The sequence below is a fragment of the Shouchella oshimensis genome, assembly GCF_004375095.1.
Lineage (GTDB): Bacteria > Bacillota > Bacilli > Bacillales > Bacillaceae_D > Shouchella > Shouchella oshimensis.
In genome coordinates this window covers 498,314-511,611 of sequence record NZ_SNUX01000003.1, presented here as the reverse complement: position 1 = coordinate 511,611, position 13,298 = coordinate 498,314, and the positions used below count along the sequence as shown (strand labels likewise).

Here is a 13,298-nt window from a genome sequence, read left to right as displayed (position 1 = left end):
GCATTCGTGGAGTATGTTTGATAAAATGCAGAGTGTTGTACTGCTGAAACAGTGATCTAGAGAGGCCTTCGCATAGGCCATTTTATGACGGAGGTGAAATAAATGCCAAACATCAAATCTGCTATTAAACGTGTTAAAACAAACGATAAACGTCGCGTGCAAAACGCAGCGCAAAAATCTGCTTTACGTTCTGCAGTTAAGAACTTTGAAACTGCTGCTTCTAACGGTAATGCAGAAGAAGCAAAAACTGCTTTTGCTGAAGCAACGAAGAAGATTGATAAAGCCGCAACAAAAGGACTTATCCATAAAAACGCTGCAGCTCGTCAAAAATCTCGTCTTGCAAAAAAATTAAACAGCTTGTCTGCATAAGACCTACTGTTTATAAAACAATAAAAACGACTCACCAATTGGTGAGTCGTTTTTATTATGGTCACATACTCAATGAAATAAGAAGTAGTTCAACTGCTCGCTCCTTTACATCTCTACCTGTTTTTATAGCGTAATCTGTATCTGCACACGCGATTAACGCTCGACGTAAGTAAGGTTTTGAATAACGCTTCGTTTGCTGAAGAGCAAGCTGAACAACATATGGGTGCAACTTTAATTGACTAGCTATTTCTTTTTGTCCATAGCCTTTTTCTTGTCTAATCCTCACATAAAGTAAATTACGGAATTGTCTCGTTAACAAGGCGAGAATCGCGAGTGGCTCTTCTTTTTGACGCAATAATTTATGATAGACAAGCAACGCACGCTCGGTTTTCCCTAATGCAACACTCTCAACCACGGAAAAGATGCTCTCCTCTACCGTTTCTGCGACTAGCTCTTTCACATCTTGCTCCACTATATGTTTTCTATCTGCTGTATAAAGCATGCATTTCTCCAATTCCTTCTCCAGCAACATTAAATTGGAGCCCACTCTTGAAAACAGAAGTTGTGATGCCCGCTGATCAATATGAAACCCGTTTTCATTTAGAGAATTTGCAATCCACTGCTTCACTTGCTCTTCATTTAACGGGTTAGACTCTACCGTTGTAACTTCTTTTTTTAATCGTTTCGTTAGCTTTTTCCGCTCATCAATTTTCTCATACGGGGCTATAATAAGAAGAACCGTCGAATCGGCTGGCGATGCTAAATACTCTTCTAACGCTTGTACATCATGCTCAACTTTTGCTTTCACTTTTTGACTAGATACTAAATGAAAATCATTCACAACAACGAGTTTATGGGTTGAAAAAAAAGGTATTGTTGCTGCTTCCTCGACAATATCTTGAATAGGTGTGTCCATTAATTGAAAGCGAATATCGTTCATTGATTCATCTTCTTCAGTAAACAATAACTGATGAACTTTATCAACAAACTCATTTATTAAAAATGTTTCAACGCCATAAAGAAAATAGACTCTTTGTAGCGTATCACGCTTTAACTGTTTTATTGTTGTTAAAATCGTCATATGTATAACTCCAATCTCATGCTCATCCACTCTAGTTTAGTCACTTTTTAGCAAATGAGCAAGGGAGAGATATCCTCTCCCCCTATCTATAATGAACGCTTCTAACGAAGACCCTAGGACTTCCCGTTAAAAGCGGGCGACCTTTATTTCTTACTTTCACCATATGCAATGAATGATTGTTCGGTGCTGATATCCGCTTTATTTTGTAAAACGTTGGGCTAACCACGATCGTACCTTTTCATTTACTTTAAAATCACGTATACTTACTTCGTAGAGGAGGTGCAAGAAATGAATAAATTTGAAAAAGACGTACAAGACAAAGCAAATGACATTGTCCCTTCTGTTGTTGGTTTTGTTGCCTCTTTTGGATTTTTTGCATTAATTTTTGTAATCGCTAATATTGTGGACGTGGCCACACACTAACCACCCACAGAAAAAACAGCTCCTTTTATTTGACTAAAAAGAAAACGTTTCCGCATGGATGGTTCCATTGAACCTTCGTACATAAGAAACCTGCTTAGTCTGTCTATTTGGGAGCTGTTTTTTCATTTGCTGCTTGCGGCACACTTTTATGAATGGAGATGCCATCGCTTCTAATAGAAAGTTCGACTGATCCGTGGATATTTGTTTGATAGACATGAATATCTCGTGTATGCAGTCGCTCTAGTACTTCTGGATGGGGATGACCAAATCGATTGTTCACTCCTGCTGATACGAGTGCGATGTTAGGTTTAAGCTGATCAAGTAACGATTCTTGAGTTGATGTCCGACTACCATGATGACCAGCTTTTAAGATGTCTACTTTTAAATTAGGAAAGCCCTTAAGTAAATGATTCTCACCCTCTTCTTCTAAATCGCCGGTAAATAAAATAGATTGTTTGTGAAAGGAACCATAAAGCACTATGGACTGATCATTTCCACTCCATATTCGATCACTCGATGGATGAAGAACATAAAATTGATTCGAAATCATATCCCCCGCTTTAACTAAAACCATTTTTTCGTCATCTACTTGTTCAAATAATTCGACTTCAATTTCTTTTTCGAGTTCTCCTTCTGGATAATATACGTATTCAACATGTACATTCTCCAAAATCCCTTTAGCCCCACCTATATGATCAAAATCACCGTGAGTTAAAATGAGACCTGTTAGTGATTTAATCCCTTTTGCCTTTAAATAAGGCACAACAATGTCCTTTCCTGTGTCAAAAGTTTTTTTCCTCTGTTCCCAATCCTCTGTGGCAAACGTCATAACGCCACCAGTATCAATAAGATAGACTTCTTTTCGATTTGGTGTTTCAATGAGAAAACTATCTCCTTGCCCTACGTCAAGCATAGTAATAACTGCGTTTCCATTGAATTTTGGTAACTGGGCTGGCACCGTTAAAGCAACGCAAAATAAACCGATCGCAACCCACGTCCAGTAAGACTGCTTTTCCCATAGAAGTGCAATGGCTACTAGAAAGCCATATAATACCATCATTTGAACTATCGTTGGCCGACCTATCACCCACATATATACATTATTGCCTAGCTCAACGACCCATTTGTGTATCCATACCATTAAGGTTTCTGATGCCATTACAAGGGGATCAATTGGAATGATAGGAAGCTCACTTATAAATACGAGAAAAAAACTGTAAGGGAGTAAAAAGAGGGAAATAAATGGAATGTAGACAAGATTAATCAGTAAACTAAGGGGTGACCATTGAAAGAAATGATAGGCGATTAAAGGCAACCCGACTAATTGGGCAATTGTTGTCACACAAAAAAGTCGCTTTCCATAAGAATGGTACCGGTCCATAATTGGCTTTTGCATGAGAAGGAGTGTAAATGAAACAAGGAAGGATAGTTGAAAACCTAATTGAAATAGCGCATACGGTTGGACGAGCAAATAAAGAAGGAAAATGGCTGAAAATCCATAAAAAGGATGAATAGGTACACGAAGAAGCACGAGGAAAAAGTAAATCATCGTCATAATTGCTGCTCGGATTACAGGGGGTGATGCACCAGTAAGAATAATAAAAACAGGAAGAAACGCAAGCAAACTAATAAAAACAACTTCTCTTGGAATACCAATTCGTATTAAAAGATAAAAAATTGACCCTGTCAGTATGCCCACATGCAGACCCGATATAGCCAGTAAATGAATAACACCGAGCTTCGAATAAGCCTCTATGACATCAGGAGCTAGATAGCGACGCTCTCCAAATGTTAAAGCAAGTACAATGCCACTCAATGACGGTGGTAGTTGCTCCTGTAGCCGTTGTGTTGCGTTATGTCTATACTTTTGCACTTTTGTAACAAAAGACTGTGAATCAATTGATTTGCATGAAATGGTAGCCAGTTGGGTAACGCGAAATAGCATATGTATATGCTGATAATACAAAAACTGACGATAGTCAAATCCATAGCGATTTCTTGCAGCTGTGGGTTGCGTTAGATCCCCCTTAGCTTGACAGATGTTCCCTACACTCATATCTGGACGATAGAGCTCTACCTCTTCCTTAGCGTAGCCCATTAGCAACAAGGTTTCTCCGTCAGTTGTTTTAATCGTTGTTGTTAACTGACTGCCGTTTATATAGGGCGCTTCTTTCACATAAAAAGTAAGGGATGTCGGTCCTGGTTTTAAAGAGGAAGCATTACGGTCGTCAATAAAAGATGTCGAGCAAAGGTACAGGCTAAAAGGTAAAAGAAAAAAGAGAGGAGCTGCTCTTTCCCCTTTACTAAACGAATAAGAGGAAAGAACAAGAGCGATGAGTAAAAAAATTAAAGCGAGAGTAGATTCTAGTTGAACAACAAATAAGATAGCGGAGATAGCAGATAAAAAGGAGATAAATGCTTTATTCACTTGCTTTTGAAAAATACAATGTTTTTGTTTTTGTAACAAATTCTTCTAACCGATCACTTGATATCCCAAGCTCTTCTACTTCTTGTAGTAATTCAGTTGTTAATGAGAGCTTATCGTGAAACAGTGTATCAAATACAGTTGGATCTAGCTCTACTTCTATACACTCAATTCCTGCTTCTGCAAACAATTGCTCTGCATAAGGCTGGTTTTTGTAATCATTGGCATAATGCACTTTGGAAATACCTGCTTGTATTAATGACTTTGCGCAATGCACACACGGAAAGTGGGTAATATAAATTTCCGCACCTTTTGTTGGCACACCAAACTTAGCACACTGTAATAATGCATTTACTTCTGCGTGAACGGTTCTTATGCAGTGTCCGTCAACGACATAACACCCTTGATCTAAGCAGTGATCAGACCCTGTTACAGAGCCATTATAGCCACCTGCAATAATACGCTTTTCTCTAACAATTGTCGCGCCCACCTTCAGTCTCGGGCACGTACTTCGTAATGAAAGCAATTGGCTTTGTGACATAAAATATAAATCCCACGAAATTCGTTCCATGTTTGTACTCCTTTTCTCTTACATATATAAGAGTGTAAAATGAATAAAAGAAAGCGTCAAATAGTGGATTAGTTCACTTCTATAAAATCTTTTAAAGAATCAAAAGATTTTTCACCTATTCCACTGACATTTTTCAAATCGTCAATGGTTTGATAGGGGCCGTGTTCTTCTCGATGGGAAACAATTGAGGCAGCTTTTGCAGGACCAATCCCTGTTAGACCTTGCAGTTCTTCAATCGTCGCTGTGTTTAAATTGACTTTTCCAGACTCTCCATCACCTGCTTCTTTCCAATACTGTTCTATTTCAACAGGCGCCTCTCCCATTTCCGGAACGTAAATTACTTGCTCATCTAGAAGTTTAAGAGCTAGATTAACATGAATTTCTTCAGCATCCTCTGTAAAACCTCCAGCTCTCTTTATAGCATCGTCAATTCGATCTCCTTCAGTAAACGTATAGACCCCAGGTAGCTTCACAGCACCTTTCACATCAACCATTAACACAAGCGGCACGTCATCTATTAAATCCTCCTCTAAGTCCATTGTTTTAAAGGAGTCTGTCTCAAAAGCACCTTCGCCGTTCGCTTTTGTATCGCTTCGATTAAAAAGAAAGAAGATAAGCATCATAACGACTCCCACAATGATCACAATCAGTAGATACTGTTGTTTTACATAATGCAACAGGCTCTTCACCTTTTAACCCTCCTCTACTAATTTGTATGAATGTTAACCAAGCATGGGCGCATAACATGAGTAAAGCTACGTCTTAAAGGAGGTAATTCGGATGAAGATTGGCTTTATTGGAACAGGAAGTATGGGCAGTATGCTCATTGATACGTTACTTGAAGCGAAGACAATAAAAGAAGAAGACATTGTCATTACGAATCGGACAATTGAAAAAGCAATAAAGATAAAAGAAACCTACCCAGCTATTCATATTGCTTCTAATATTGAAGAGTTAACGCGACAGTGTAAATGGATTTTCGTTTGTGTAAAACCAAAGGATATTCCGGGCTTAACACCAACAGTCGCTCCTTATTTAGTAAGTGAACATGTAGTAATCTCTATAACGAGCCCAGTATCCATTCACCATTTAGAAGAGCTTTTCCCTTGTAAAGTAGCCCGTATTATCCCGAGCATTTTAAACCGAGCTCAGTCCGGTTCTACCCTTGTTAGTTTTAGTTCTCGTTGCACGAGTGCTGATGAAGAAGCGATCATTTCCTTTGTCTCATCCATATCGCGACCTTTGTTTATTGATGAGGATGTTACCCGAGTTTCTTCTGATATTGTAAGTTGTGGGCCTGCATTTTTTGCATTTATGGCGCAGCGATTTATTGAAGGAGCTGTATCAGAGACGCCATTAGGTGAAAAAGAAGCAACAGAATTAACGACATCCATGTTAATTGGTTTAGGGAAATTGTTACAAGAGGGGTATTACACACTTCCAACATTACAAGAGCGAGTATGTGTTCCAGGAGGTATTACAGGGGTCGGCATTGCTCATTTAGATCAATTATTAGGAGAGGGATTTGGATCATTGTTTCGTTTGACTGAAGAAAAATATGCAACGGAGAAGAAAAAGCTAGCGCAGGAATTTCAGTTAAAATAAGTTAGGTTTTCCTAACTTATTTTAACTTTTTCGCTATTAATTGCTCATTTCCTGCTTTTTCTGGGCAGAAAAGAAAATTCTTTCTGTTTGATCATGAAGCTCGAACTGATTAAAATCACCTGTTATACGAATATCTGTAAAACCCGCTTCTTTCAACCACTTTGTATACGTAGCTACGTCAAACGTTCTCTCTTTATGAAGCTCTTCGACGCGCTCATATAGACCATTCTCCGTCTCAATAAAAAATGTAAGTTCATGCTCTACACTTAGTGGTTCTTCCCCAGCAAATGAGTGCCACATATAGGCAACACCATCTTGTTCGTCTGCAAATGTAGCCTGATAAAACTGCTGTATTTTAAAAGGGGAATGAACATCAAAAAGTAAAATGCCGTTTTTGTGTAAGGCATTGTAACAACGTGAAAAAACACGCTTTACATCTTCTTCTTTTTCAAGATAGTTTAACGAATCACAAAAAATGGTTATTGCATCATAATTTTCAGGAAGAGAAAATTGACTCATATCCTCTTGAAAAAGTTGCGGCTGAATGTGAGCAGCTTCTAATTTTTGATGTGCTATCGCTAGCATATCCTCCGAGATGTCTAGCCCAGTTGTAACGAAACCAGCTTGATGCATACGGAGCATAAGCTCACCTGTTCCACAGCCAACATCAAGCACTTTTGATACTTGAACCTTTCTCTCTTTAAAAACGTTTTCCATAAAAATTAACCACTGGTCATACTCTACGTGAGCCATTAAATGATCATAGATGTGCGCGAAATGTATATAAGGTTTCATGCAATCAATCTTCCGTTCATTTTACTTTATGGGTAAATCCATCTTTTTGCTCAATAAGCTTTTGTTTCATAAGCTTCCCAAGAGCTCGTTTAAACGCTGCTTTACTCATTCCTACCGCACGCTCAATATCTTCTGGTGCTGATTTGTCCGTTAAGGGCATCGCTTGATTACGTCGACTCTCTAGATACATTAACACTTTTTTCGCATCAATGTCTTGCTGATCGGTTCGCTTTAAACGCTGAGTAATATTAATGCGTCCATCTTCGCGTACAAAGTGGACACGTCCTTTAATCAGTTGTCCAAGCCTCGGTATGCCATCGGCTTCATCTTGATGTAAGAAAGCAATTGGACCGTCTTCTACATAAATGGCTGCGCCTTCGTCTAAAAAGTGGTACACAATACCTGACACTTCACGATTGAGCCAAGACTGATCCGCCGGTATGGCTTTATCGGTTATTGGTGCACCTTTAACGAGTCGTCCCATGAGACGCCCTTTTTTATCCCATGTAAGGGAGCAGCATAAACGGTCTCCTTTTTCTGGCCATTCGCTTCGATCTTGTGGAAATTCATCCATAGAGATAAATAAATCTCGTGAAATGCCGTTATAAACAAACACACCATGTGTGGGCCGCACCTGCACGACCTCTAACCAGTCAATCTCGTCATCTTTAATGATAGGTGTCTTCATGGTTGCACTTAAACGATTTTGGTGATCGTGATATAAGAAAACGTTCAAAGAATCATCAATCGCTATCGCTTCTGTCACATCATTTTTATGCAGCAACACATCTTCATTTCCGTCTGAGAGGAAATAGCCAAAAGAAGCCTCTCTTACTACGGTAAGAGTTGCGGACTCTCCAGGTCTCATCATTGGCTAATAACCTCTTGCAATGGGACAGGCGGCGCGTCACCCCATAGCTTTTCTAAATTATAATAGACACGTTCCTCTTTGTGGAAAATATGGACGACCACATCTCCTATATCCAGCAAGACCCAACGCGCTTGATCATAACCTTCTAGTCGTTTAATTTCTAAGCCCTCTTCTTGAAACACTTTTTTCAATTCATGAGCAATGGCTTGTACTTGTTTTTCTGAATTACCGTGACAAATCACAAAGTAATCTGCAATGGGAGAGATTCCCTTCATGTTGAGAGCCGTGATGTTATGCCCTCGTTTATCGTCTATTGTATGAACAGCTAATTTTAAAAATGAATTCAATCTTTGTGTTCCCCTTTCAATGTGTAGTAATTATATGCTTCAACAGTATATGGGTGAATAGGTGACCTTTTTGAGAGTAAATACTGAATTGTATTCGTTAAACTAAAAAGACAAGCAGTATCAAGACTAACGGTTGCGTACTTCCGGGCTTGGTCTACGCCAACAAATGAACGATTCGGTTCAATATAATCGGCTACAAAAACAACTTGCTCTAACGGACTCATAGCCGCCCTACCTGTTGTATGAGAGCGAATGGCTTGGAGGATATCGTTATCTTTTATACCAAGTTCTTTTTCCACATACATTGCACCATATGGAGCGTGAAGAAGCTCACTTCCACACGCCGCCCAATGGTTTTCTCCTACAGTAGCTAATCCTTGCTTCATTTCATCAGTATCAAAGTATTTACAAAGATCATGTACAATGGCTGCTAACTCTGCTTTTTTTTCGTCAACATAATAATGCTTTGCCAGGCGAATGGCTGTATCACGTACACCAACTGTATGTTTAAAACGTTTCTCTGGTAAATGACGACGAACGATGTTCCATGCTTCTGTTAGTGTTACCGTCATATAATGATTGCTCCTCTATAAATTTCCTAACTAACTCAGGCACAAAATAACGTATTGGCATTTTAGCCCTAACCCGTTCGCGAATAAACGATGACGAAATATCGATTTGTGGAAACGGGATGCGTGTGACTTCTGTGGCATCATCAATATGCGAACCTGGTCGGTCAAACGCCGCAAATGTCACCATATTCTTTAGCTCGCTAATGTTATACCAATGATCTAATTGTTCCACCATATCAGCACCAATAAGAAAATAAAAGTGGGCTTGCGGATATAACTCTCGTAACTCACGCACAGTATCATACGTATACGATTTCCCTTTACGTTCTATTTCTAAATCAAGCACTTTAAATGCAGGATGCCCGTTTACAGCAGCTTTCGTTAATGCCAGTCGGTCTGCACCGGATGTTAATTCTGTTCGAACTTTATGAGGTGGGCTTGAAACAGGAATAAACCACACTTCGTCTAGGCCTAACTGAAGTTGTGCTTCTTGAGCAATTAATAAATGCCCATGGTGCGGAGGATCAAACGTTCCACCAAACAACCCAATTCTTCGCATCCGCTTACCTCCACGTTTAATTTGGTAATTGCAGCTTAGGATTGTTTACCGATTTTTTGTATAGAATGATTGTACTACCAATCACTTGAACGACATGCGCTTCTGTACCTTCCACCATTTCTGCTGTGATCGTTTCTTTATCTTCCATACAGTTTTGTAAAATCGATACTTTAATAAGCTCTCTTACTTCAAGTGCTTCATTTATTTGCGTAATCATATTTTCATTCACACCCGCTTTTCCAACCTGAAAAATCGGCTGGATGGGATGAGATTTACTTCTCAAAAATCGTTTCTGCTTATTTGTTAACATGAGCTTCCTCCATCAATTCCTTACTTCTCTTACCAGTGTTTCTTCCATCAACTTGCGATTTGGTTTCTTTCCAGTCCAAATTTCAATAGCCAAAGCTGCTTGATTTACGAGCATACCTACGCCGTTCAGTGTAGCGTTGCCTCGATTTTTTGCCTCTTTTAATAAGATCGTTTCTAGCGGATTATAAATAAGATCACAAACAAGGGTTGAGCTCGCCAATCGGTCAAGCTTTATAGGCGATTTATTTGTAAAGGACGACATCCCTACAGAAGTAGTATTAATCACAATATCAAATTGATTCAATATCATTTCCGCTGCTTCAATCGTTAGGTGAGTTACGTCAAACGGGTACATTCCTGCCAACTCTTCTGCTTTACTTATTGTTCGGTTCACGATGGTTAACACGGCTCCATCTTTACCAAGTGTATGCACAATGGCTCTTGCCGCTCCACCAGCACCAATGACAAGTATGCGTTGTTGCCTAACAGTTTTTATGTGCAATCGTTCTAGTAACGACTCTTTAAAGCCCTGAGCATCAGTATTGTAGCCGATCACTTGATCGCCTACTTTTTTTATCGTATTAACCGCACCGATGGCATTTGCGTCTTCATCAATAGCGTCTAAAAATGGCATTACTGTCACTTTATGAGGGATGGTCACGTTTAAGCCATCAATCTCCCCCGTTCGTACTAACTCAATGACGCCTTCAACTTGCTCAGTCGCCGTTTCCAAGAGATCATAGTGCCCATGGAGTTGCAAGTCATGATACGCAGCTGCATGAATACTTGGGCTTAGGCTATGACTTAGTGGCTGTCCAATTAACGCAAATTTCTTCACTTAAACCCCTCCTAAACCCGGTTACGCTAAAATCGATGTACGGTGAGAAATGGCAACCTCTTTTGGCGCATGTGCATTTACAGTTACCCCTGCACCTTTAATCGTAATCCAACCAAGACCAGAAAAAACAATATCCACTGAGCCATCCTTTAATTTAAATGTTTGGCTTTTGAAATCAAACACAGCTTGTTCATCTTCAGAGGTTGGTGGCTGAAGAAGCTCCCCAATATGATTTTGATAAAGCTGATCCGCTTTTTCCAATTTTGTTCTATGAATCGTTAAGCGATTGGATACATAAACAATAAAGGATGTTGGCTCACCTTTAATAAAGTCTAACCTTGCTAAACCACCTATAAAAAGGGTTTGACCAGAATTTAATTGATAGACCATAGGTTTAATTTCTTTTGTTGGGGTCACAAGCTTTAAGCTCTTATCACTCAAATAATGAGAAAGTTGATGACGATTAATAATTCCCGGCGTATCATAAAGCGATTGTTGTTCATCTAGTGGAATTTGGATCATATTCAACGTTGTACCTGGAAAATGTGAAGTTGTAATGAGCGGGTCCTCTTCATCACCATGTCGTTTTAAAAGCTGGTTGATAAAGGAAGACTTCCCAACGTTTGCACTTCCAACAATGTAAACATCTTTACCGTTTCTCATTTCCTCAATAAGAGAAATGGTTTCATCTAATCCTTCCCCAGTGACGGTACTAATAATTGTACTGTTGGCAGGCTTTAAACCTTGTTGACTCGCTTCACGCATGAGCCAGTGCTGGAGTTTATTCCGGTTTAACGATTTAGGCAACAAATCAATTTTGTTTGCTACAAGAAGTAGCGTATTATTTCCTATTAGTCGCTTTATGCTCGATATCCAGCTACCATATAAGTCAACAACATCAACAATCTTTACAATTAATGCGTCTTTATGACTTAACGTATGAATTAAGTCTAGAAATTCTTGGTCTGAAATACCACTCGGCTGAATTTCATTATAGTGCGTTAACCGAAAACACCTCTTGCATACAACATGTTCTCTTGTTAGGGCAGAAGCTGGAGCATAGCCAATTTTTTTCGGTTCACTTGTTTGTATTTGGACACCACACCCTGAACAAAAGTAGTGTTCTTCATTCTTACTCATCCCTTTTCGTATCCTCCCATTTCACTAGCCCTCGTTTTTTCAATTTCCTTAAGACAAAGCGTTCCATTTTTCGATTTGCTTTCGTCATCCAATCATCTGTTTGTGTAACGGGCACAACTAAAATAGTGTGTATACCAGCTCGGTTTCCTCCAAGGACATCAGTAAATATTTGATCTCCTATTACTACCGTCTCTTCTGGCTTTACTTGCATACGCTCACATGCTTGTCGAAATGCTTTCCTTCTTGGTTTTTTAGCACTATGAATAAAAACTCGCTTCTCAGGATCACAGAATGCACGAACTCGTTTCTCATTATTATTGGAGACGATGGTTACTTTTAAGCCATACTCATCTAAATGTTTAAACCAATCTTGTACTTCAGGCGTTGCCTCCGCACGATGCCATTCAACAAGTGTATTATCTAAGTCTGTTATCACAGCTTTTATTCCTTTAGTTTTTAAACTTGTAAAATCAATCTCATATATACTCTTCACATATTGATCAGGCATTAGGCGATCAAACACATGTGCACCTCATTTCTTTCAATCAAAAAACTTGTAGTCAAACATCAACTATACCTGCTACACTCATATATTTCAAATAAAACCTTGACCTTCGTCAAGGCATTCTGGAAATCGCTAAAATTTTTCGACAAAAACCCACAAATAGTAAACCTGTGGATAACGTTATACACGTTATAAACATTAGTACATTAACGTTGTCCAACCTTAACCCACAAATAACCCACAAGTTATACACGGTCGAATGTGGATAAAACGAACGGTTGTTCTACAACAAGGAACGTGGTAGGATACAAGAAATCAAACAATTATGGTCGTATGTATGTTTGTACAGGAGGTGAACCTGCTCAGAAGCAGGCAGTGAAAATGGAACAGTTGTCAGATGAGCTTTTAATTGAAACCTATCGAAAAGCACTTGATTTAAATTTAAACCAAGATTTCATTGACTTAATTTACAAGGAATTGTACAAGCGTTCACTCCATGATCGGGTAAAATTAACTTCTTAAGTATTTGACATCCCTACGACCAGTCTTAAAAATAGCAATACAAAAAAGGAAGCATCTACCTCGCTTCCTCTTTTTTTAACGGAGCCCTCTCCGGGACAAGTTTAATATATTGACGAGGTGCAAATAGCTCTTCGTTTTGTTGGAGCAATTGTAAGCCTTCTCGATCCGTCACAGTTTTTGAATAAAGATCGTTTTCTTCACATACATACCAACTTACACTAAACATGCTAATCAATATAGCTGCTGATACATAGACTTTAGTTCGCGTGCGAATAATAAAACGCCTCCTTTGTTATAAAGGTGGCGTTTTTTATCACATCTTATACATTTTTTTCATTATTTTTGTTGTGTCTCATCCTATTTAAT

17 protein-coding genes are annotated in these 13,298 nt (G+C 39.0%); 4 read left to right on the top strand and 13 right to left on the bottom strand.

Features of this window, described 5'->3' with window-relative positions; genetic code table 11:
• The first annotated feature begins 102 nt into the window (after nt 1-102).
• Nucleotides 103-369, top strand: coding sequence for a 30S ribosomal protein S20 (rpsT, locus tag E2L03_RS13465; protein ID WP_038478851.1), 267 nt, complete (start codon nt 103-105; stop codon nt 367-369).
• Nucleotides 370-430: 61 nt separating this feature from the next.
• On the opposite strand, the gene holA is transcribed toward rpsT, so the two are convergent.
• Nucleotides 431-1,450: a DNA polymerase III subunit delta gene (gene holA, locus E2L03_RS13460; protein ID WP_124741881.1), complete on the bottom strand. Its 1,020-nt coding sequence runs from the start codon at nt 1,448-1,450 to the stop codon at nt 431-433.
• A gap of 288 nt (nt 1,451-1,738) precedes the next feature.
• On the opposite strand from holA, the gene E2L03_RS13455 reads away from it, so the two are divergent.
• Nucleotides 1,739-1,873, top strand: coding sequence for a YqzM family protein (locus tag E2L03_RS13455; RefSeq protein ID WP_035396374.1), 135 nt, complete (start codon nt 1,739-1,741; stop codon nt 1,871-1,873).
• A 103-nt stretch (nt 1,874-1,976) separates the two neighbouring features.
• Here E2L03_RS13455 and E2L03_RS13450 read toward each other — a convergent pair whose 3' ends face one another.
• From E2L03_RS13450 to E2L03_RS13440, 3 genes are all read right to left on the bottom strand, one after another.
• Complete coding sequence (locus E2L03_RS13450; protein WP_166740311.1) at nt 1,977-4,301, bottom strand: DNA internalization-related competence protein ComEC/Rec2; 2,325 nt, start codon at nt 4,299-4,301, stop codon at nt 1,977-1,979.
• Nucleotides 4,294-4,869, bottom strand: a complete 576-nt coding sequence (locus E2L03_RS13445; protein ID WP_038478841.1) for a ComE operon protein 2 — start codon at nt 4,867-4,869, stop codon at nt 4,294-4,296. The genes E2L03_RS13450 and E2L03_RS13445 overlap by 8 nt, the downstream gene beginning before the upstream one ends.
• A gap of 68 nt (nt 4,870-4,937) precedes the next feature.
• Nucleotides 4,938-5,558 carry a helix-hairpin-helix domain-containing protein gene (locus E2L03_RS13440; RefSeq protein WP_134259394.1) on the bottom strand — a complete coding sequence of 207 codons (621 nt, stop codon included), beginning with the start codon at nt 5,556-5,558 and terminating at the stop codon, nt 4,938-4,940.
• A gap of 91 nt (nt 5,559-5,649) precedes the next feature.
• On the opposite strand from E2L03_RS13440, the gene comER reads away from it, so the two are divergent.
• Entirely contained in the window at nt 5,650-6,474 is an 825-nt protein-coding gene (gene comER, locus E2L03_RS13435; protein WP_038478835.1) for a late competence protein ComER, read from the top strand.
• Nucleotides 6,475-6,510: 36 nt separating this feature from the next.
• Here the strand turns inward: comER and E2L03_RS13430 are convergent, their stop codons facing one another.
• Genes E2L03_RS13430 through E2L03_RS13390 form a run of 9 tightly spaced genes read right to left on the bottom strand, consistent with a single transcriptional unit; the run spans nt 6,511 to nt 12,413 of the window.
• A complete protein-coding gene (locus E2L03_RS13430; RefSeq protein ID WP_134259393.1) occupies nt 6,511-7,269 on the bottom strand; it encodes a class I SAM-dependent DNA methyltransferase in 759 nt (252 codons plus the stop codon).
• Nucleotides 7,270-7,285: 16 nt separating this feature from the next.
• The gene (locus E2L03_RS13425; protein WP_038478829.1) at nt 7,286-8,140 is read right to left on the bottom strand and encodes a CvfB family protein; all 855 of its coding nucleotides are present in this window, start codon (nt 8,138-8,140) and stop codon (nt 7,286-7,288) included.
• Complete coding sequence (rsfS, locus tag E2L03_RS13420) at nt 8,137-8,487, bottom strand: ribosome silencing factor (protein WP_134259392.1); 351 nt, start codon at nt 8,485-8,487, stop codon at nt 8,137-8,139. The genes E2L03_RS13425 and rsfS overlap by 4 nt, the downstream gene beginning before the upstream one ends.
• Nucleotides 8,484-9,059 carry a bis(5'-nucleosyl)-tetraphosphatase (symmetrical) YqeK gene (gene yqeK, locus E2L03_RS13415; protein WP_134259391.1) on the bottom strand — a complete coding sequence of 192 codons (576 nt, stop codon included), beginning with the start codon at nt 9,057-9,059 and terminating at the stop codon, nt 8,484-8,486. Before yqeK ends, rsfS begins: the two co-directional genes overlap by 4 nt.
• Nucleotides 8,995-9,618 (bottom strand): nicotinate-nucleotide adenylyltransferase, encoded by a 624-nt coding sequence (locus E2L03_RS13410; RefSeq protein WP_038478819.1) that lies wholly within the window; start codon nt 9,616-9,618, stop codon nt 8,995-8,997. Before E2L03_RS13410 ends, yqeK begins: the two co-directional genes overlap by 65 nt.
• 16 nt (nt 9,619-9,634) lie before the next feature.
• A complete protein-coding gene (yhbY, locus tag E2L03_RS13405; RefSeq protein ID WP_038478817.1) occupies nt 9,635-9,928 on the bottom strand; it encodes a ribosome assembly RNA-binding protein YhbY in 294 nt (97 codons plus the stop codon).
• Nucleotides 9,929-9,940: 12 nt separating this feature from the next.
• On the bottom strand, nt 9,941-10,765 hold the full coding sequence (gene aroE / locus E2L03_RS13400) for a shikimate dehydrogenase (protein WP_124741876.1): 825 nt from the start codon (nt 10,763-10,765) through the stop codon (nt 9,941-9,943).
• A 21-nt stretch (nt 10,766-10,786) separates the two neighbouring features.
• Nucleotides 10,787-11,905, bottom strand: coding sequence for a ribosome biogenesis GTPase YqeH (gene yqeH, locus E2L03_RS13395; protein WP_134259390.1), 1,119 nt, complete (start codon nt 11,903-11,905; stop codon nt 10,787-10,789).
• Nucleotides 11,898-12,413 (bottom strand): YqeG family HAD IIIA-type phosphatase, encoded by a 516-nt coding sequence (locus E2L03_RS13390; RefSeq protein WP_055736075.1) that lies wholly within the window; start codon nt 12,411-12,413, stop codon nt 11,898-11,900. Before E2L03_RS13390 ends, yqeH begins: the two co-directional genes overlap by 8 nt.
• Before the next feature lie 378 nt (nt 12,414-12,791).
• Here E2L03_RS13390 and E2L03_RS13385 point away from each other — a divergent pair, with 378 nt between their 5' ends.
• Complete coding sequence (locus E2L03_RS13385) at nt 12,792-12,932, top strand: sporulation histidine kinase inhibitor Sda (RefSeq protein ID WP_060705125.1); 141 nt, start codon at nt 12,792-12,794, stop codon at nt 12,930-12,932.
• Nucleotides 12,933-13,298: the final 366 nt, after the last annotated feature.